This window comes from Bradyrhizobium sp. LB14.3 (assembly GCF_040547985.1).
GTDB lineage: Bacteria > Pseudomonadota > Alphaproteobacteria > Rhizobiales > Xanthobacteraceae > Bradyrhizobium.
Genome location: NZ_JBEPQT010000003.1, coordinates 522964 through 542445, shown reverse-complemented (window position 1 = coordinate 542445; position 19482 = coordinate 522964). Strand labels below are relative to the sequence as shown.

General features: G+C 63.8%; 22 protein-coding genes. 7 read left to right on the top strand and 15 right to left on the bottom strand.

Annotation, left to right across the window (positions count from 1 at the left end):
• Window positions 1-55 precede the first annotated feature (55 nt).
• The 8 genes from ABIB00_RS10000 to ABIB00_RS09965 all read right to left on the bottom strand — a co-directional run bounded on the left by ABIB00_RS10000 (window position 56) and on the right by ABIB00_RS09965 (window position 10310).
• Window positions 56-970 carry a DMT family transporter gene (locus ABIB00_RS10000; RefSeq protein WP_354104184.1) on the bottom strand — a complete coding sequence of 305 codons (915 nt, stop codon included), beginning with the start codon at window positions 968-970 and terminating at the stop codon, window positions 56-58.
• An 80-nt stretch (window positions 971-1050) separates the two neighbouring features.
• The gene (locus ABIB00_RS09995) at window positions 1051-1851 is read right to left on the bottom strand and encodes an NUDIX hydrolase (RefSeq protein ID WP_354104183.1); all 801 of its coding nucleotides are present in this window, start codon (window positions 1849-1851) and stop codon (window positions 1051-1053) included.
• A gap of 5 nt (window positions 1852-1856) precedes the next feature.
• Window positions 1857-2810 (bottom strand): dihydrodipicolinate synthase family protein, encoded by a 954-nt coding sequence (locus ABIB00_RS09990; protein ID WP_354104182.1) that lies wholly within the window; start codon window positions 2808-2810, stop codon window positions 1857-1859.
• A gap of 64 nt (window positions 2811-2874) precedes the next feature.
• Window positions 2875-3753: an SDR family oxidoreductase gene (locus ABIB00_RS09985; protein ID WP_354104181.1), complete on the bottom strand. Its 879-nt coding sequence runs from the start codon at window positions 3751-3753 to the stop codon at window positions 2875-2877.
• Window positions 3754-3919: 166 nt separating this feature from the next.
• Window positions 3920-4780 carry a MaoC family dehydratase gene (locus tag ABIB00_RS09980; protein ID WP_354104180.1) on the bottom strand — a complete coding sequence of 287 codons (861 nt, stop codon included), beginning with the start codon at window positions 4778-4780 and terminating at the stop codon, window positions 3920-3922.
• 149 nt (window positions 4781-4929) lie between these two features.
• Complete coding sequence (locus ABIB00_RS09975; RefSeq protein ID WP_354104179.1) at window positions 4930-5319, bottom strand: Zn-ribbon domain-containing OB-fold protein; 390 nt, start codon at window positions 5317-5319, stop codon at window positions 4930-4932.
• Window positions 5319-6476, bottom strand: coding sequence for a thiolase family protein (locus tag ABIB00_RS09970; protein WP_247341259.1), 1158 nt, complete (start codon window positions 6474-6476; stop codon window positions 5319-5321). Before ABIB00_RS09970 ends, ABIB00_RS09975 begins: the two co-directional genes overlap by 1 nt.
• Window positions 6477-6818: 342 nt before the next feature.
• Entirely contained in the window at window positions 6819-10310 is a 3492-nt protein-coding gene (locus tag ABIB00_RS09965; RefSeq protein ID WP_354104178.1) for an indolepyruvate ferredoxin oxidoreductase family protein, read from the bottom strand.
• 281 nt (window positions 10311-10591) lie between these two features.
• Here ABIB00_RS09965 and ABIB00_RS09960 point away from each other — a divergent pair, with 281 nt between their 5' ends.
• On the top strand, window positions 10592-11818 hold the full coding sequence (locus tag ABIB00_RS09960; protein ID WP_354104177.1) for a c-type cytochrome: 1227 nt from the start codon (window positions 10592-10594) through the stop codon (window positions 11816-11818).
• Here ABIB00_RS09960 and ABIB00_RS09955 read toward each other — a convergent pair whose 3' ends face one another.
• On the bottom strand, window positions 11819-12469 hold the full coding sequence (locus tag ABIB00_RS09955; RefSeq protein ID WP_247341253.1) for a trimeric intracellular cation channel family protein: 651 nt from the start codon (window positions 12467-12469) through the stop codon (window positions 11819-11821). It abuts the gene before it with no gap.
• Window positions 12470-12634: 165 nt separating this feature from the next.
• On the opposite strand from ABIB00_RS09955, the gene ABIB00_RS09950 reads away from it, so the two are divergent.
• Window positions 12635-13030, top strand: coding sequence for a hypothetical protein (locus ABIB00_RS09950; protein WP_247341251.1), 396 nt, complete (start codon window positions 12635-12637; stop codon window positions 13028-13030).
• Window positions 13031-13145: 115 nt separating this feature from the next.
• Here ABIB00_RS09950 and ABIB00_RS09945 read toward each other — a convergent pair whose 3' ends face one another.
• Genes ABIB00_RS09945 through ABIB00_RS09935 form a run of 3 tightly spaced genes read right to left on the bottom strand, consistent with a single transcriptional unit; the run spans window position 13146 to window position 14703 of the window.
• A complete protein-coding gene (locus ABIB00_RS09945) occupies window positions 13146-13955 on the bottom strand; it encodes an isocitrate lyase/PEP mutase family protein (RefSeq protein WP_354104176.1) in 810 nt (269 codons plus the stop codon).
• 51 nt (window positions 13956-14006) lie between these two features.
• Entirely contained in the window at window positions 14007-14357 is a 351-nt protein-coding gene (locus ABIB00_RS09940; protein WP_007603077.1) for an antibiotic biosynthesis monooxygenase family protein, read from the bottom strand.
• Window positions 14358-14394: 37 nt separating this feature from the next.
• Entirely contained in the window at window positions 14395-14703 is a 309-nt protein-coding gene (locus ABIB00_RS09935) for an NIPSNAP family protein (RefSeq protein WP_354104175.1), read from the bottom strand.
• A gap of 165 nt (window positions 14704-14868) precedes the next feature.
• Between ABIB00_RS09935 and ABIB00_RS09930 the strand changes: the two genes are divergently transcribed.
• The 3 genes from ABIB00_RS09930 (at window position 14869) to ABIB00_RS09920 (ending at window position 17176) form a co-directional block, all read left to right on the top strand.
• Entirely contained in the window at window positions 14869-15567 is a 699-nt protein-coding gene (locus ABIB00_RS09930) for a metalloregulator ArsR/SmtB family transcription factor (protein ID WP_354070382.1), read from the top strand.
• 100 nt (window positions 15568-15667) lie between these two features.
• On the top strand, window positions 15668-16678 hold the full coding sequence (locus tag ABIB00_RS09925; RefSeq protein WP_354104174.1) for an alpha/beta fold hydrolase: 1011 nt from the start codon (window positions 15668-15670) through the stop codon (window positions 16676-16678).
• 246 nt (window positions 16679-16924) lie between these two features.
• A complete protein-coding gene (locus ABIB00_RS09920; protein ID WP_247341239.1) occupies window positions 16925-17176 on the top strand; it encodes a GCG_CRPN prefix-to-repeats domain-containing protein in 252 nt (83 codons plus the stop codon).
• Window positions 17177-17338: 162 nt separating this feature from the next.
• Here ABIB00_RS09920 and ABIB00_RS09915 read toward each other — a convergent pair whose 3' ends face one another.
• Together ABIB00_RS09915 and ABIB00_RS09910 are read right to left on the bottom strand one after the other, a co-directional pair.
• Complete coding sequence (locus ABIB00_RS09915; protein WP_354104173.1) at window positions 17339-17608, bottom strand: twin-arginine translocation signal domain-containing protein; 270 nt, start codon at window positions 17606-17608, stop codon at window positions 17339-17341.
• Between the two features lie 141 nt (window positions 17609-17749).
• Window positions 17750-18064: a hypothetical protein gene (locus ABIB00_RS09910; protein ID WP_354104172.1), complete on the bottom strand. Its 315-nt coding sequence runs from the start codon at window positions 18062-18064 to the stop codon at window positions 17750-17752.
• Between the two features lie 125 nt (window positions 18065-18189).
• On the opposite strand from ABIB00_RS09910, the gene ABIB00_RS09905 reads away from it, so the two are divergent.
• Together ABIB00_RS09905 and ABIB00_RS09900 are read left to right on the top strand one after the other, a co-directional pair.
• Window positions 18190-18843, top strand: coding sequence for a glutathione S-transferase family protein (locus ABIB00_RS09905; RefSeq protein ID WP_354104171.1), 654 nt, complete (start codon window positions 18190-18192; stop codon window positions 18841-18843).
• A gap of 92 nt (window positions 18844-18935) precedes the next feature.
• Complete coding sequence (locus tag ABIB00_RS09900; RefSeq protein ID WP_247341228.1) at window positions 18936-19088, top strand: hypothetical protein; 153 nt, start codon at window positions 18936-18938, stop codon at window positions 19086-19088.
• Window positions 19089-19097: 9 nt separating this feature from the next.
• On the opposite strand, the gene ABIB00_RS09895 is transcribed toward ABIB00_RS09900, so the two are convergent.
• Window positions 19098-19445 (bottom strand): hypothetical protein, encoded by a 348-nt coding sequence (locus tag ABIB00_RS09895; protein WP_354104170.1) that lies wholly within the window; start codon window positions 19443-19445, stop codon window positions 19098-19100.
• Window positions 19446-19482 lie beyond the last annotated feature (37 nt).

Below are 19482 nucleotides of genomic sequence, written 5' to 3'. Positions count from 1 at the left end.
TCAGCCGCCGAATATCCTTAATATTGCAGCCCGGTCGCCTTTCCTGGCCCCGGCTTTATGACGTTTTGACGCTGGCCGGCCGCCGGGCCGGGATAGTCATGGCGGCGACGCCGAGGACGACGCAGGCAAGGCCGATCCAGGCGGTCCGGCTCAGGCTCTCGCCGAGGAAGGCGACGCTGATGGCAACCCCGATCGGCACGCGGAGATAGGCCTGCGCGGTGGTGCCGACCGAGCCCAGGGTCTGGATCAGGCGGAAATAGATCACGAAGGCCGCGGCGGTCGAGAAGGTCGCAAGCGCGAGCAGCGCCAGCACCGAGCTCTGGGAGGGAGACAGCGTCCAGGGCTGTTCAACGATCAGCGAGGCCGGGATCAGCGCCGCGGCCCCCGCCAGCAGCGAACCTGCCGCGGGCGCCATGGGATCGAGGCCTTTGAAGCCGCGGCCGAAGATCGCGGCGCATGCGTAACAGATGGTGGCGGCAACGATCGCGGCCTCCGCGACGAGACCGCTGCCGATATCATGGAAGGCATCGACGCCGACGATCAGCAGGATGCCGGCCATGCCGGCGACCACGCCGACCAGCTTTCGCGGTGTCGTCGACTCGTGGCGGGTGACGACCGCCGTGAGCAGGAAGGTGAAGATCGGCCCGGCCGAGTTGAGGATGGTGGCGAGCGCGGCATCGACGTGGCGCTCGCCCCAGGCGATCAACGTCCAGGGGATCACGCTGTTGAGCACGGCCTGAAAGGCGAAGCGCTGCCAGGTCGCGGCATCCGTCGGCATCCTGATGCCCCGCGCCCACATGATCGCGAGCAGCAGCAGGCCCGCAATCGTGGTGCGCGCCGCGATCAGCGTGATCGGCGGGATGGTGGCGACGCCGAGCTTGATGAAGGTGTAGGAGCCGCCCCAGAGCGTTGCGAGCGCGAGCAGCAGCGCCAGCTCGACGGCGACGTTGTTGTCCTGCCGGTTGTCCATGTCGCGCGCTCCGTCCCGTTGTCAGGCACGGAACCTAGCGCGTCTGCCCTCGTCAATACTTCGCTTTGTATCGAAGTGTCCTAGCCGACCGCCCCGACCTCGAACACCTCGCCGTCATAGCCGGCCTCGCGGGGGATGCGGAGCTGGCGGCCGGTTTCGGTCCTGGTCATGACAGGCATCACCGTCACGACGGACATGCCGCGGGCGTGCTCCAGCGCCGCGCTTACGCTCGACTGCTTGGCGAGCCGGATCAAATTACGTGTGGTCGGGAACGGCAGCTTGAAGCGGCCGCTCTCGCCGCCCTCAACTGCCTCGCGCGGGGAGACCCAGATCGAGTCGGTCGATTCCCGGCCGTCATGCGCGCCGAGCTGGTCGGGCGGGGCTGCGGCGAGGAAGAACCAGGTGTCGAAACGTTTTGGCATGCCCTCGGGCGTGATCCAGTGCGCGTAAGGCAAGAGCGTATCGAGCGCGAGCTGGAGACCGTTGTCGGCCAGAATGCTTAGGAAGCTGACCTTGTGCTCGTTGAGCGCGACGCGATGCGCATCGGCGATCTCGCCGGCGCGCTTGGCGTCAACAGGCGTGCCCGAATCCTTCGACCGTGCCAGCAAAATGCCGCTCTCCTCAAAGGTCTCGCGGATCGCGGCGATACGAAATCCGCGGTCCGATTCACTCAGGCCCTCGCCGCCCGAATACAGGTCGGAGCGCTTGACGATCTCCTGATCGCCGGCATCGACGCTGCCGCCGGGAAACACCAGCGCGCCCGAATTGAACTCGATCTGATGATGGCGGACCATCATGAAGACTTCGATTTCCTTCGCTGCGGCGCCGTCGCGCAGCAGGAGGATCGTCGACGCGGGACGTGATGCTGAGGCCTCGGCCATTCAACTTAACCTGCGGCGCTGGATTGCGGCCCAAGATTGGCGCGCTTGTCGATTCGAGCGACGCGCGACAGCAGGTACTCGACCTCTGCCTTTGCCGCCGGCGTGATGGTCGCGGCGGGCTTGCGCTGGGCGCTGGAGGCGATGATGCCGCGCCTCTGCAGCACGTATTTGCGCACGGCAAGGCCTGCACCCGGCTGCTGCTCGTAGCGGATCAGCGGCAGATGCGCGTCAAACAGATCATGCGCGGCGTCGCGCTTGCCGGCCTTCGAGAGGTTCACGATGTCGATCAGAAGCTCGGGGAAGGCGTAGCCGGTCATGGCGCCGTCGGCGCCGCGCTCCATCTCGAAATCAAGGAACGTGCCGCCATTGCCGCAGAGGATCGAGAGCGGTCGCAGCGAGCCGTCCTTCTGGAAGCTGCGCAGCGTCGATATCTTTTCCAGGCCCGGCCAGTCCTCGTGCTTGAGCATCACGCAGTTTGGATTGTCCGTGACGATCTTGCGGATCACGGCGGGGGTGAACACCACATTCAAGGTCAGCGGATAGTCCTGGAGTACCCAGGGCACGTCGGGACCGATCGCCTCGGCCGCCTGCTTGTAATAGCCGACGATCTGGTCGTCGGTGCGGAGCGACGGCGGCGGCGCGATCATCACACCGGCCGCACCGGCGTCCATCGATGCTTTGGCAAGTGAGCGCATGGTGGCAAAGCCCGGCGCGGAGACGCCGACGATCACCTGCATCTTCTTGGCACGCTTGACGAAGCGCACCGCCACCTGCTCGGCCTCGGCGGCGTCGAGCTTCGGCGCCTCACCAAGGATGCCCAGCACCGTGACGCCGTCGCAGCCGACCTCCTCGTAAAAATCGGTCAAGCGGTCGATCGAGCGCTCGTCGATCCGGCCGTCGTCGTGGAACGGCGTCGGCGCGATTGCGAAGGTGCCCTTGGCGTCGGCAGTGAGTTTCATCAGTCCCTGTATCCTTTGTTCGTGATCCCGGGCTCGCGCGTTGCGGGGTCCGGGAGACCATGGCCTAAAACCGTCGCGCGCCCATCTTGATCTGCTCCTCGGAGAAGAAGATCTCCTTGGCATGCTCAGCGATGTCCCGTGCGTTCCAGCCCGTGTGCGGTGGTTTCCAGCCGTCCATCTCCATCATCCGCATTTCGCGCACGCCGCGGGGCCCGGATACGCCCAGCACCTTGCCGGTCTGATCGCCCGACAAATCGCTGACCATGTATAGCACGGCCGGCGCGATGCCGTCCGGCCCCAGCGCCGCACCGGGGTTCTCCTTATAGCGGGGCAGGTCTGCGGTCATGCGGGTCAGCGCGCCCGGCGCGAGCGTCCAGATCCGGATGTTGTATTTCCGGCCCTCGATCGCCAGCACGTTGGACAGGCCCCAAATGCCGCCCTTGGCCGCGCCGTAATTGGTCTGGCCGAAATTGCCGATCAGGCCCGAGGTCGAGGAGGTGTTGACGATGACGCCGCCGCCGTTTTCCCGCATCCAGCGAAACACCGGCATGGTGCAACAAAAGGTGCCCTTCAGATGCACTTTGATGACCTTGTCCCAGTCGGACTCGCTGGCCTTGGAGAAGGTCTGATCACGTAGAATGCCCGCATTGTTGACGAGGATGTCGGCGCGGCCAAAATGCTTGATGGCGTCGTCGAACACCGACTGGCCGCCCTCCATCGTGGAGATGTCGGCGCCGTTGGCGACGGCCTTGCCGCCTTCGGCCTTGATCGCATCCACCACGAGCTGCGCCATCGATTTGTCGGCGCCGGAGCCGTCACGGGGGCCACCGAGGTCGTTGACGACGACGGAGGCCCCTTCCCGCGCGAACAGCTTTGCATAGGCCTCACCGAGCCCCCCGCCCGCGCCGGTGATCAGCGCAACCTTGCCGTCGAGTAGTCCCATGGTGGCGTCTCCCTGTTGTTTTTTTGTGTCCCGGACGCGATGCAGCGTGCAACGCTGCGTCGCAGAGCCGGGACCCAGCTCTTTCTTTGCTTGGGCTCGCTAGACCCCCGGCTCTGCAGCGCACCGCTGAAGAAGCGCTGCGCTGCGTCCGGGGCACGAGACCGCCCTAACCCAGCACCGTCTTGCCGTTCTTGATCACGGTGACGCCGCGCGACTTCACCTTGGCTTCGAACGAGATCGTGTTGCCGTCCTTCCAGAGGTCCATTGTCACGGTCTCGCCGGGATAGACCGGCGAGGAGAACCGCGCGACGTGCTGGCGGAAGGCGGAGGCGTCGTAATCGGCATAGGTCTGGAGCACGCCGCGGCAGGTGATGCCGTAGGTGCACATGCCGTGCAGGATCGGGCGCGGGAAGCCGGCCTTCTTCGCAAATTCGGGATCGGAGTGCAGCGGGTTGCGGTCGCCGCAGAGGCGATAGACCAGCGCCTGGTCGGGGCGCGTGACGATGTCGATGGTCTTGTCGGGTGAGCGCGACGGCATCTTGTGCGGATCGGGCTGGGTCAGGTTCGGCCCGCCAAAGCCGCCATCGCCGCGGGCGAAGCGCGAGGCGACCAGCGTTGCCAGCTTCTCGCCCTTCTCGTTCTTGAGCACGGTCTGATGGCTGATGACGACGCCCTTGTCCTTGCCCTTGTCGTAGACTTCGACGACGGAGGAATCGGCGGTGATGTACGCGGCGACCGGCAGCGGTTGGTGGAAGGTGATGTCGCGCTCGCCGTCGACCACCATCACGCGATTGAGGTTCATTTCGCCGGGCCCTGCGCCCCACGCCGCAACGGAGGCGAACGTCGGCACCACCTTGAGCGGCCGCGGCGTCAACGTACCCTCGTTGACGAAGGCAAGCTCGTTCTCGTCCATCGGATCGGCGCCGAGGCCGATGCCGTAGGCGTAGAGCATGACTTCGCGATCGCTGTAGGCGTATTTCTGGCCGATGTTTTTCAGACCTTTGAGCTCTTCGTATCTGGCGGACATTTTGTTTGTTTCCTTCCGGATGGTTCTCATCCCCATGGTGAGGAGGCGCTCTTGCGCCGTCTCGAACCATGAGGATGCCCGAAACGCTTTCTTTGTCGTGGCCATCCTTCGAGACGCTTGCTTCGCAAGCCCTCAGGATGAGGACCGTCCTACGCCGGCGTAAAGAACGGCAGCGGCGCGCCGTCGGTCGGCTTGAACACCACCTTCACCTTCTGGCCGATCTTCAGCTTCTCGAGATCGCAATCGACGAAGTTGGTCTGGAGCGAAGGTCCCTCTTTCAGCGTGACGTAACCGATTGCGTAAGGACCGGTCGGCGACTTCCGCATCAAGCTGTAAGTGTAGATCGTGGCTTCGCCCGAACTCTCCTCCCACACCGTCTTGTCCGAATAACAGAACGGGCAGATCGCGCGTGGAAAGTAGTGCGCTTCGCCGCAGGCGGTGCAGCGCTTGATCATGAACTTGCCCTCTTTGGCCGCGTCCCAGAACGCGGCGGTCTCGGGGTTCGTCGCCGGGGCCGGATATTTCTTTGTCTCGCTCATCACACGCGCTCCAGAATAGCAGTCGAGGCAGCGTGGCGCACGCCCAGCAATCCGCCGGTGCCGTGGGCGATCGCGAGATCGCAGTTTTGAACCTGCACCTTCGGATGCGCCTCACCGCGCAACTGCCGGACTGCCTCAAGGATCTTGGTCATGCCGCCGCGGTTGACGGGATGATTGCTGCAGAGGCCGCCGCCGTCGGTGTTGAACGGCAGCTTGCCGACGCCCGAGATCAGATTGCCGTCGGCGACGAACTTGCCGCCCTCGCCTTTCTTGCAGAAGCCAAGGTCTTCGAGTTGCATCAGCACGGTGATGGTGAAGCTGTCGTAGATCGAGGCGTACTTGATGTCCTTCGGCGTGATGCCGGCTTCCTCGAACGCACGCGGGCCGGACCAGATCCCGGCGGAGTAAGTGAGGTCGAGATCCTTGCCGCCGCGCGGGCCCTTCATGGCCTCGCCATGTCCGATTAGTCTGACCAGCGGCTTCTTGAGGCTCTTGGCGATCTCGGGCGTGGTCACGATCAGCGCACCGCCGCCATCAGAGACGACGCAGCAATCCATGCGATGCAGCGGATCTGAGATCATCGGCGAGTTCAGCACGTCCTCGACGGTGACGACATCCTTGAGCATCGCATGCGGATTGTATTGCGCGTGATGCGAAGCCGCGACCTTGATCCAGGCGAGCTGCTCGCTCGTGGTGCCATAGTCGTGCATGTGGCGCATGGCACACATGCCATAGGCATTGTGCGTGGTCGCGCCGTAAGCCATCTCGAAATCGGCCTCGGCGCCGGCCGCACGCGGCGGCATCGCCCCGGTGCGCGGTTTCCCTGCCAGCGTGATCAGCGCGATCGAGCACTTGCCCGCGGCGATCGCCTCGGCGGCGTGGCCGAGATGGATGATGTAGGAACAGCCGCCGGTTTCGGTGGAATCGACGTGGCGGAGCTTTTTGGTATTCAGGCCGAGATAATCGACCATCGGCCAGGCGCCGCCGGGCGCATCGCCCGCGCAAAAATAGCCGTCGACATCGTCCTTGCTGAGCCCGGCATCCTCGATCGCGCCCTTGGCGACCTCGGCATGAAGCTGAGCGGTGGATTTGTCCGGCGCATGCCGGGTCGGGTGTTCAAAAATCCCGGCAATGTAGGCCTTGCCCTTGATGGTCAAAACTTCAGGTCTCCGCTGGCGTTTCTTCTTGCTCCGTTTTTCTGAACCGCGGTGGCCTGATTGGCAAGCGCGGAAATATTCCGTCGGGCGAGAGGGCGGCGGCTTGGCGCAAATGATGCGCCCGTGTCCGGACGCGCTGCAACGCCTCAACGTTGCCGCGCAGAGCCGGGGCACGAGAGCTTCGTTCGGTCCAAGTCGTAAAGGTGTTTTGCCCGACGGCACAAGCGGTTTCGTTTTATCGAAAGCCTGTTTTTATCGAAAACAACCCCATGCACAGTAGAACGGTGGTTGATTTCAAACATGATTTCGCAGGGTGGGTAAGCGAACCCACCCTGCGAAGTTCTACTCCGCCGCGATCTGCCTCGGCGCGGGCGGCGGGTTGGCAAGATCCGCCGCGAGCTGGGCGTAGCGGGCCTTGGCGTCCGCGACGGCCTTCTCCTTGACCGGGCCGTAGCCGCGGATGCGGTCGGGCAACGAGAGCAGCTCCACCGCGGTGTCGATCGTGAGCGGCGACAGCAGGCCGAGCACGGTGGCGACGTCCTTCTCGTAGCCGGTGATCAGGTCGCGTTCGAGCTTGCGGTCAGCGCTGCGGCCGAAGATGTCGAGCGGCGTGCCGCGCAGCACCTTGAATTTCGCAAGCACGCGGAACATCGGAAGCATCCACGGGCCGAACGCGCGCTTCTTCGGGCGGCCGAGCGCATCGACGCCACGGCTAAGGATCGGCGGTGCCAGATTGAAGCTGAACTTGAAGTCGCCCTCGAACTGGTCGCGGAGCTGCTTTTCGAACGCGCCGTCGGTGTAAAGGCGCGCGACTTCGTATTCGTCCTTGTAGGCCAGCAGCTTGGCGTAGTTGACCGCGACGGCGCGGGTCAGCGCCTCGTCATAGCCGCCCTGCCTGGCGGCTTCGCTGACCTGGTCCACCAGCTTGCGGTAACGCTTGGCCAGCCGGCCGTTCTGATAAGCGGTGAGATGCTTGGCACGGTGATCGACGATCTCATCGAGCGTCATTGCGTCCAGTGTCTTGGGCGCGATGACCTCGTCCGTTCCCTTCAACATACCGGCGAGACGCTGGGGGTCCGCGACCGCGAGACGGCCGAGGCGGAAAGCTTCCTTGTTCATCTTGATCGAGACGCCGTTGACCTCGATCGCCTGCTCGATCGACTCCGCTGACAACGGCAAGAGCCCCTTCTGATAGGCGTAGCCCATCATCATCATGTTGGTGGCGATGCTGTCGCCGAGCAGCTGCTCTGCCGGCTTGGTGAAGTCGAAGAACACGGAGTCCTTGTGCAGCGCCGTTTCCAGCAACCCATTCAACTTGCGGGTCTGGAAGTTGAAGTCGCGGTTGAGGACGAAGTCGGCGGTGGGAATGACGTGGCTGTTGATGATGCCGCGGGTGCGGCTGGTGTCGCAGAGCGAGATCGTGTCCTTGGCGACCGCGACCACCTCATCGGCGGCGAGCACGACATCGGCCGTGCCTGTGACGATGCGCGAGCAAGTCACCTCGGCCGGATGGTCGGACAGGCGCACATGGCTGAGCACCGCCCCGCCCTTCTGCGCCAGACCGGACATGTCGAGGATCATCGAGGCCTTGCCCTCGATATGGGCGGCCATGCCGAGCAGCGCGCCGATGGTCAGCACGCCGGTACCGCCGACGCCGCCGACCGCAATGTTGTAGGGCTTGTCCAAATTGGGGCGCGACGCCGGCTCAGGCAGATCGCCGATATCGCCGACGCCCGCCGGCGCGCGCTTGCGCATCTTGCCACCATCGACGGTGACGAAGGACGGGCAAAAGCCCTTTACGCAGGAATAATCCTTATTGCAGGTCGACTGGTTGATGGCGCGCTTGCGGCCGAACTCGGTCTCCAGCGGCTCGACCGAAATGCAGTTCGATTGCACCGAGCAATCGCCGCAGCCTTCACACACCGCGGGATTGATGAGCACGCGGCGTGCCGGATCCTCCAGCGTGCCGCGCTTGCGGCGGCGGCGCTTCTCGGCCGCGCAGGTCTGCACGAAAACGATCGCGGACGCGCCCTTGACCTTGCGCAGCGTTTTCTGGACCGCGTCGAGCTCGTCACGATGCGCGGTCTTGACGCCGGGCGCGATCTCGCTCGCCGGATAGGCGTCGGGATTTTCCGAGACCAGATAGATCTCGCGGATGCCTTCGCTATGGAGCTGGAAGGTGATCTGCTGGGGCGACAATTCGCCGTCGACGTGCTGGCCGCCGGTCATCGCGGTCGCGTCGTTATAAAGGATCTTGTAGGTGATGTTGGCGCCGGAGGCGATCGCCTGGCGGATTGCTAGGCTGCCGGAGTGGAAATACGTGCCGTCGCCGAGATTGGCGAACACGTGCTCTTCCTTGGTAAAGGGGGCAACGCCGACCCACGGCACACCCTCGCCGCCCATATGGGTGAAGGTCTCAGTGGAGCGATCCATCCACAACGCCATGAAGTGGCAGCCGATGCCGGCAAAGGCGCGACTGCCTTCGGGCACCTTGGTCGAGGTGTTGTGCGGACAGCCGGAGCAGAAATACGGGGTGCGGGCGACAGGCGCGGTCGCCTGCATCTGCGAAGCCTGGCGGCCGTTGAACCAATCGGCCTTGGCACGCAGCATCGTTGCAATTTCGGGATTGAGATCAAGTCGAAGCAGACGCTCGGTCAGCGAACTGGCCAAAGAGGCGACGCTGAGTTCTTCGGCAAAGGGAAGGAAGCGCTTGTCGTGATCGTCCATCTTGCCGATGATGCGGGGACGGACATCGTCGCGCCAGTTGAACAGCTCCTGCTTCACTTGATTCTCGACGATCTCGCGGCGCTCTTCGATGATGAAGATTTCCTCGAGGCCTACAGCGAATTGCCTGACGCCTTCCGGCTCCAGAGGCCAGGGCATGCCGATCTTGTACAATCGAAGTCCGATCTTGGCCGCGACCTCGGGTGTGATGCCGAGCTCACGCAGCGCCTGCCGGATATCCTCGTAGCTCTTGCCGGACGCCATGATGCCATAGCGGGCGTTCGGCGAATCCATGGTGATGCGGTTGACCTTGTTGGCACGCGCAAAGGCGATCGCGGCAAAACCCTTGTAGTCCTGCAGCCGGCGGTCCTGGGCAAAGCGGTCGTCGGGCCAGCGCAGATTGAGGCCACCCTCGGGCATCTCGAAATCGGTCGGGATCACGAACGGCGTCATCTCGTCCGTGAGGTCGATCTCGGCGGTGGTCTCCACCGTCTCCGTGATCACCTTCATGCCGACCCAGCAGCCCGAGTAGCGCGACATCGCGATACCCAGAAGGCCCATCTCGATCATCTCGTGGACGCTCGAGGGGTAGAGATAGGGCATCAGCGCCGACATGAAGGCGTGGTCGGACTGATGCGGGACGGTGGAGGATTTTGCACCGTGGTCGTCGCCGGCAAGACACAGCACGCCGCCGTTCTTGGCGGAGCCAGCAGCATTGCCGTGACGGAACACGTCGCCGCAGCGATCGACGCCGGGGCCCTTGCCGTACCAGATGCCGACCACGCCGTCATATTTGGCGCCGGGCGAGAGGTTGAGCTGCTGCGAGCCCCAGACCGCGGTCGCGGCCAGATCCTCGTTCACGCCGGGCTGGAACTTGATGTTGTACTGCTCGAGATGCTTGCGCGCGGCGAAGAGCTGCTGGTCATAGCCGCCGAGCGGCGAGCCGCGATAGCCGGAGATGAAGCCCGCGGTGTTCAGCCCCGCGGCACGGTCGCGCCGGATCTGGGCCATCGGCAGGCGGACCAGCGCCTGAATGCCGGTTGTGAAAATATGTCCCGTGTCCTGGGTGTATTTCTGATCGAGACTGATCGGACCCTGGTTGATGCCCATTATGTCCTCTTCCGCCCTTTTGAGCGCTTGGCTGCTTAAGCCGTTGCCTGCCCGTTGTTTTTAGCTAGGGCGCGCCGACCATCTTTGCCACTCTATGTCGGATATTTCACGCTCCGCATCACAAATCTGGCCCAGAGACGGCGCCGGGTGATAATCGCAATTTCGTGGCTGCAATGGCATCGGCGATTGTCAATTTGTGTCACGATACCCCCGCCGTCGCGAAACGAATTGACGCCCCGGTCACGCGGGACGGCGTCGATGGGTCGCAGGAGAGGCTTTCGATGCGGACGATTCTGGCTGGCTTGGCTCTCGTGGGTCTGGCGTTGTGCAGTGCGGTTACGAGCGCGGCCCTCGCTTCAGAGCCGTCGCCGGAGCTGATCGCCTACGGCAAGGTGCTGGTTGAGGCCGGCGATTGTGCGGGCTGCCACACCGCTGATCCCGCAAAACCGTTCGCGGGCGGAAAACGCATCGACACGCCCTTTGGCGCAATCTACGCGCCGAACCTGACCCCGGACCGCGACACCGGCATCGGCTCCTGGACGGATGCCGATTTTACCCGCGCTGTGCGCACCGGCGTCGCACCCGACGGCTCGAACTATTATCCGGCGTTCCCCTATCCCTACTTCACGCGGATGACGAAAGACGACACGCTGGCGATCCGGGCCTATCTCGGAACGCTCGCGGCCGTCACGAGCCGGAACAAGCCGCCGGAGCTACGCTGGCCGTTCGGCTATCGCGGCCTGATGCGGATCTGGAACATGGTGTATTTCAAGCCCGGCTTGTTCGAGCCGGACCAGAGCCAGAGCGCGGCGTGGAATCGGGGCGGTTATCTCGTCACCGGGCTCGGCCATTGCGGCGCCTGCCATACGCCGAAGAACTATTTTGGCGCAGACAAGCAGGCGCAAGCACTCTCGGGCAACAAGGTCGGCGGCTGGTACGCACCAAGACTCGATGGCGCTCCCCGCGCCGGGCTGAAGTCGTGGAGCGTCGAGGACATCACCGAATATCTTCAGAGCGGGCGCAACGCCAGGAGCCATGCCGGCGGGCTGATGGCAGAGGTGGTCGTCAACTCGACCTCGAAAATGAGCGATGCCGATGTGCGTGCGATCGCGGTTTACCTGAAGGGCCTGCCGCCGGCACGGCGCGAGACGATCGTGACGCCGCCTGACGATGCCGAGATGAAGGCCGGCCAGGCGGTCTACGCCAAACTCTGCATTGCCTGCCACGAGGCCGACGGCTCCGGCGCGCCGCGCATCTATCCGCCGCTGCCTGGCAACGCGCTGCTGCAATCGGTCAATCCGTCCTCGACATTGCGCATCATCCTCGACGGCGCCCAAACCGTGACAACGCGGCGTGCGCCCAACACCGGCGAGATGCCGGCCTATGGCAAGCAATTGTCCGACGAAGAGATCGCGGCGGTGACGAACTACATCCGCAATTCCTGGGGCAATGCCGCGCCGCTGGTGACGGCATCACAGGTCGCCAAGGCGCGGAGGCAGGAGCCGTAGTCAGGGCTTTCGCTCCTCATCTTCCGTGAAGACGAATTTCGGCATCTCCCATTTGTAGCGCACCGCCAGCAGGCGGAAGCTGATGCCGAGGATAAAGGTCAAAATGGTCCAGAGCTCGGTGTTGAGCTTGAGGCCGAAGGCGGTCGCATAGAACAAGCCGGTAACGACCGAGACGCTGGCGTAGAGCTCGGAGCGGAACAGCAGCGGCACGTCATTGCAGAGCACGTCGCGCAACACGCCGCCGGCGCAGCCGGTCACCATGCCGGAGACGATGACGATCGGCAGCGTGGCGTCCATCTGCCAGGCGATATCGCAGCCCGTCATTGTGAAGACGACGAGGCCGATGGCATCGAGCACGATGAAGGCCACCTTCAGCCGGTGCACGAGGCGCGCCATCAGGATGGTGAGGAAAGCGGCGCCGCCGGCCAGCGCGAGGTAGATTGGGTTTTGCACCCAGGCCAGCGGATAGTGACCCAGGAAGAGATCGCGCAAGGTGCCGCCGCCGAGCGCCGTGATGCAGCCGAGGAAGCAGACGCCGAGCCAGTCCATGCTGCGGCGGCCGGCTGCGAGCGCGGCGCTCATGCCTTGCGCTGCGACCGCGACCAGCGACAGCAGGTGCAGCACGCTATCGCTCGGCGGCAAGCTCCACATCGTTCAGTTCCTTCCTATGCCACGGAACTTACGCTTCGGGTTCCCAGGCGAACAGGTTCCCGATTCCCGGCATGGGGGCAACATGCGACGAAAGCATAATGGGGAATGGAACAGAATCTCGCACCTGAGGGTTGTCCGAGCGCAATAATCGAGGAGACCAAATCGATGGCTGACGACCGTTTTACCAACGATCCGTATCGCCCGAATCTCGCCGATGATGAGTATCGCAACGCGGCGCGACGGGATGCCCAGCTTCAGGCCGATCCCGAGCTTGGTGAAGGCCCTGCCTCCAGCGGCAAGGTTGCGATGTTTGCAGTAGCAATTGCGCTGGTGCTGGGTGCCGTATTCTACGGCCTGAACAACACACACACCGGCAACGAGGCGAGCAACGCGCCGGCGACGCAGACTGCGCAGCAGGCGCCGTCGGCCAATCCGGCGGCACCTCCCGGCATGCGCGACGTGACGCCGCCGCGCACCAACACCGGGCCTGGCGTGACCACGGGCGCCGCGCCGAGCAAGCCGGCCCCGGATACCCAGAAGCCGTCTGACGGCGCGAAGTAACGATTTGCAACAACATGCAACAGCGGCGGGACTCACGTCCCGCCGTTTTCGTTTGCCTCTACCGTCTGAGCATGATCTTTTCGGAGAACCGCTGCACACTTCTCCGGATCATGCTCTAGCTGAACATCTTGTTGAGCTCGCCGCCGGGATAGCCGCTCCCGAGTTCCGCGAAGGTGCCCTTCTCCGCCATTTCCTTGGCGGCCCGCATGAAGCCGCCCCAGGCGGCGCGTGCGAGCGAGCCGCCGACGCTGATCCGGCGCACACCGAGATCGGCCGCTTCCTGCAATGACAGCCCGGAGCCGCCGATCAACAGGTTGAACGGTTTGGGATGAACCGCCTTCACCACCGCGGCGATGTCCTCACGGCTCTTCAGGCCCGGCGCGTAAAGGCAATCGGCGCCGGCATCGGCGTAAGCGGCGAGCCGGTCGATAACGAGCTTGAGGTCCGTCACGCCCCACAGATATGCCTCGCAGCGGCCCACCAGCAGGGTGTTGCTGTCACCGATCGCCTTGCGCGAAGCCCTGATACGCTCGACCGCGAGCGCGCGCTCGTAGATCGGCTTGTCCTTGTCGCCGGTAGAGTCCTCGATCGAGAGACCGGCAACGCCGGTGCGCACGCAGCGCTCGACATTGTCCGCGACCTTGTCGGGTTCGACCGCGAAGCCGCCCTCGAAATCAGCATTGACGGGGATGTCGACGGAGGAGCTCAATGCTGCCAGATGCTGACAGACGTCCTCGACCGAGACGCGGTTGTCGGCCTTGCCGATGGTCCATGCAAAGCCCGCGCTCGACGACGCAAGCGCCTTGAAACCGAGATGCTGCAACGCTTTGGCGCTGCCGACGTCGACCGGATTGGGCAGGATGAAACAGCCGCTCTCGTGCAGCTTCCTGAAGATCGCGCGCTTGTCAGCAATTGTCACCGGCATGTTTCTCTCCCTTGTTGGTCGCGCAGAGATGGGGACGTGCCGCCGCGAGCGCTAGTGCGCGTCGTGCACCGCGCGGCTGTCCTTCGGCGCCTGCTCGCGATCATTCATGCTGTAGTCACGGATGACGCTGGCGATACGCAAATGATAATCGGCGAAGATTTTTGCGCGGCCCTTCGCTTGCGTGCGCCGGTGCTCCATCGTGTTGCGCCACGCCTGAACCGCCGCCTCATCCCGCCAGAACGATACCGACAGGATCTTGCCCTTGTCGGTCAGGCTCTCGAAACGCTCGACCGAGATGAAGCCGTCGATGGTTTGCAGGATGGGCTTGAGGTCGGCCGCGAGGTCGAAATAATCCTGGCGGTGTTCCGGCTTCGGCCAAACCTCGAAGATCACGGCAATCATGGGCATCTCTCCTGTCATTGATGGCCTACAATACCACCTACAAGATCACTTGGCGCAAAAACGTGCGCTCTTCGGCGAGGATGAATTTGTGCTCCTCGGCGAAGTGGAAGTTTGCCATGCCTTCGGTATCCTGACGCAGCCGGGCGCGATAGGCCTCGTACGCGGCCAGACTCTCGAAGGTGATCAGCCCAAACGCGATGTTGTTGGTGCCCTCGTGCGGCATGAAATAGCCGATCAGGTCACCGCCGCATTTCGGGATGATGGTGAGCCAACGCTTTGAATACTCCTCAAACTGCGCGCGCTTGAACGGATCGAGCTGGTAGCGGATGAAGACGGTGACGGACATGATGAGCTCCTGACCTTTTTCTTCGTCATTGCGAGCGAAGCGAAGCAATCCAGAGTGCCTCCGCGGGGACATGCTGGATTGCTTCGTCGCTTCGCTTCCCGCAATGACGACGTGGTGAAAGAATACGCGCTTGCCCGACCGCGATGCTTCGGCTATCATCGAAGTATGAAGTCCGGCCCAGACATTGCCATGATCGCCTCGCTGGTCGGCGATCCCGCCCGCGCCAACATGCTCACGGCGCTGATGAACGGCCGCGCGCTCACTGCGAGCGAGCTGGCGCAGGAGGCCGGCATCACGCCGCAGACCGCAAGCTCGCATCTTTCCAAGCTTGAGGCCGGTGGCCTCATCGAGCCGGAGAAGCAGGGCCGCCACCGCTACTATCGCCTCACCGACGACGACGTCGCTGGCGTGCTCGAAGGCCTTGCGGGCCTCGCTGCGCGGACCGGCCATATGCGGGTGCGCACCGGGCCGAAGGATCCGGCGCTGCGGCGTGCGCGGATCTGCTACGACCATCTCGCCGGCGATCTCGGCGTGCAGATGCTCGACACCCTGCGCGCGCAAAACCTGGTCAGGCAGAAGAAGCAGGACATCGAGCTGACGGCGGAGGGCGAGCGCTTCCTGGCCAAGCATTTGCAGATCTCGCCCGACATGCTCACCCATCCGCGCCGGCCGGTCTGCAAGGCCTGCCTCGACTGGAGCGAGCGGCGCCACCATCTCGCCGGTACGCTTGGTGCCGCCATGATGCAACGTTTCGCCGAGCTGAAATGGGCCGCCCGCGACGCCACGCCCGGCAGCCGCGTGGTGAATTTTACGCGCAACGGCGAGAAGCAGTTTGCGGCGTTGTTCGGTGATGGGCGGGAATAAACACAAGTCCGTGTGAACGACGTCTCTCGTCGTGGCCGGGCTTGACCCGGCCATCCACGTCTTTATGCGAACGATCGTTCGGTGACCTTCAGAGACCCCCATGAACCGCTTCGCTTTGGCCGCGCTCGCCGCCGCCCTCATCGCCGCTCCGCTCACCTCTACTCGCGCCGCCGACACCGCCTCGCGCGAGCCCTACGGCATCGCGCTCGAAGGCTTTGCCTATCCCTACCCCGTGCAATTGCTGCCTGTGACCAATGACGGCGAGCAGCTCAGCATGGCCTATATGGATGTTGCGCCTGCGCGGCCGAACGGCCGCACCGTCGTGCTGCTGCACGGGCGCAATTTCCCGTCGAGCTATTGGGCGCCTGTCATCAAGATGCTGAGCGAGGCCGGTTTCCGCGTCGTGGTGCCGGACCAGATCGGCTTCGGCAAATCCTCCAAGCCGACGGGTGAGCTGCATTTCGACACACTGGCACGCAATACGATGGCGCTACTTGATCATCTCAAGATCGAAACAGCGGAGATCGTCGCCCATTCGCTCGGGGGCATGCTGGGCGTGCGCATCGCCCGCGCCTATCCCGACCGCGTCGCTCACCTTGTTCTGACGGCCCCAATTGGGCTGGAAGACTACCGCCTCTACGTGCCGCCGACACCGACCGAGAAGATTTTCCAGACCGAAGACAAGCTCACGGCCGAAGGCTATCGCAAGCAGCTCCAGACCAATTACGCGATCAAGCTGCCGCCGGACGCGATCACGCCGTTCATCGACGCCCGCTTCAACATCAAGGGCAGTCCTGATTATCCACGCTGGCTGCGCGCCTTTGTCAGCTCCGGCCAGATGATCTATCGCGAGCCGGTGGCGCACGAGGTCTCGCTGATCACCGAGCCGACGCTGTTCATCATGGGTGCCGACGACCACAACGCACCGGGCCGACCGAACGCACCGGAGGCGCTGCGCGCGAAAATGGGGCAGAACGCCGAACTGGCTAAGGCACTGGCTGCGAAGATGCCGAACGCGCGGGCCGAGGTGATCCCGGACACCGGCCATCTCGTCTTCCTGGAATCACCGGAGAAGTACAAGGAGCTGGTCCTGGGCTTTCTCGGCCGCTAACGCCATTGCCGTCGCCTGAGGCCGCCTGCGGGGAATGTTCATGCCGCATTCAGGTCATGATTGGCAGATTTGCGTCGCGTCGTGTCGGCATGTTGCGAGCTTTAACGTGTCGAATCGTGTCTTTTGATTCATTGTGCGCCGAAAGCGCCAAGCCCTCCTAGAACCTCCCCCAATCCTGCCCGCCAAAGCCTGCCCCCCAAAGCCTGCCCTCCAAAGCCTACCCCCAAAGACGAGAAGGAAGATCAAATGAAATACCTGTTTGCCGCCGTGATGCTGGCCAGCGCAGTCGTTGGTTTCAGCGAGGCGGCCAGCGCCGCCGGCGGTTGCGGCCCCGGCTGGCATCGCGGCGCCTATGGCGGTTGCCGCCCGATGCGCGGTCCGGTCGTCGTCCGCCCCCGTCCGATCGTGGTTGCGCCGGCCCCTGTCGTGGTCGTGCCGCGCGCGCGCGTATGCCCCTACGGCTTCCGCTGGTACGCCGGCCGCTGCCGCCCGCTCTGATCTCGTTTTTTCGCATAGCGAAATGGCCGCGCGACGAAAGCCTGAGCGGCCATTTTCTTTTTGCGACGTCTCCAAACAGTTGGTCCGCGTTCCTGCAAGCGGCTCCGAATCAAACGGGGGTCGCAACCGCGATCCCCCGTCCCGACGTCGATCGACGAGCGGTTACCAATGGCGGCGATGCCAGCGCCGGCGGCGCCAGCCCCAGTGACGGCGATGCCAGTGGCCGTGGCCGCGCCAATGCACCTGTTCCGGTTTCAATTGCGCCGCTTCATCGCTGCTGGTGACTGCGGGACGAGCGTCCGGATTGCGCTGCGGCATGCCGGGATCACCGAGCGGGTGCGGCGCCAGCGGCGCGGCCTGTGCGGCGGTGGTGAACGCGGCGGCTCCGGCAGCGACACCGATTGCAAATTTCAAAAAGTTCCGGCGCTCCATGGCATGTCCTCTGGGCTATCGAGCAAGTGATGCAGAGGCAGTGTCGTGGTCACGACATGAACCAAAGCTGAATCCCGCATTCAGCTTAGTTGCGAAGTGAGAGGTTTCGTAGCCCCGACGCCGGGCTACAACGCCGGTGCGCTATTTCCCAAACTCCTGCGCCAGCACCAGCGTTTCGCGCGTGCGCTTCACGTCGGGCCAATCGCGGTTGAAATCGGCGACCAGCTGCTTCAAGGCATCGCCCTTCAGCATCGCCGCGAGCCTGGCCTCGTCGTCGAACTGATACATGGCCTGATGCAGTGAGGGATCGTCCAGGCTCCAGAACCGCCAGGCTTTGCTCACACCGAACGCCTTCACCGCGTCGGGCAGATGTTCCGTCTCGTACCATCTGTCGAAGGCGGCGCGCTTGCCGGCATCGGTGACGGTGGCACGAACGACGAAGAAGGCTGACGGCATGGGAGTTCCTCCTGTTGTTTGGCGTGAGACTAGCCGGTTACGTCGCCGACGACAAAAGAGTTGGCATCGCTGTCGGAACGCATCAGCTTCATCCGTCCTATGCCCAGACAGCACGGAGACACCACATGGCCGACCTCACCCTGACCACCTTCGATTGGGTTCCCGAGATGCCGCGCGGCTTCGTGCGGGACCTTCGCGTGCGCTGGGCCCTTGAAGAAGCTGCCTTGCCGTATCGCGTTGCGAGCGTGCCGTTCGGTGACCGCGACGCTGCGCATTTCGTGCACCAGCCCTTTGGGCAGGTGCCGTGGCTCACCGATGGCGGCATCTCGATCTTCGAGAGCGGCGCGATCCTGCTCCATCTCGGCGAACGCAGCGCAAAGCTGATCCCGACTGATCCGCGCGGCCGCAGCGAAGCGATCGCGTGGGTGTTCGCCGCACTCAACTCGGTGGAGATGCCAAGCCTGCCGTGGTCGATGCTGAAATTCATGGGCGATGCGGGCGATACGCCGGCGTGGAAATTCGTGGACGGCTTCCTCAAGCTCCGCCTCAAGCATCTTGAGCCCGTGCTGGCCGGCCGCGAATGGCTGGCGGGCTCCTTCTCCATCGCCGACATCCTGATGTCGGACGTGCTGCGCCCCGTCGATCGCTTCGACGGTTTGGCGGAACATCCGGCCTGCCGCGCCTACGTCGCGCGCGCCACAGCCCGCCCCGCCTTCGTCAAGGCCCGCGCCGACCAGATGGCGCATTTCGCCGCGGCGGACGCCGTACGATCTGCGTGACGTGCCTCACATAACTAGCCCGGCATTGGCCATACGATCGCGACCATCGGAACGAAGCAAACGGCTTCAATTATCAGGGCGGAAGGTGACACATGGCCCGCATCGAATATCTCAAAGACCAGCTTGCCCGCGCCGAGCGCCTGGCAAAGGCGATCCTCGACCAACAAACCGCGCAACGCCTTCAGGCGCTCGCAGCCGAATGCCGCACGGAGTTGCAGGTGCTGACGCACAAGGCCGCGGCATAAGGCAGCTCGTTACACGAGCTTCATCGGCGTATCGGCGACCACGCGAAGGTCGAAGCTGCTGATCAAAGCTGAACGACGCGCCTCCGCAGCACCGATGGCCTCGTCAGTCTGTCGCAGCGTACTGACGTTCGAGCCGAGCGAGACGATCCCGCCGAGCACGAGAGCTACTGATCCCAGCGCGGCGGTCTGACCTGTCCCGAACAGACCGAGGATCGTGATTAGCAACAGTGCAGCCCCGCCGCCAATGGCGATCTTGGACGCCAGAATATACTTCCGGCATCGCTCGGCGATCTCGGCCAAAGCCGCGATCCGGTCTTCAATGTCTGAAATCTCGTCAGTCGGATCGGTTTCGGTCATCGGATTTCAAAATTTGGGAAGCTCGATTGCGAATAAA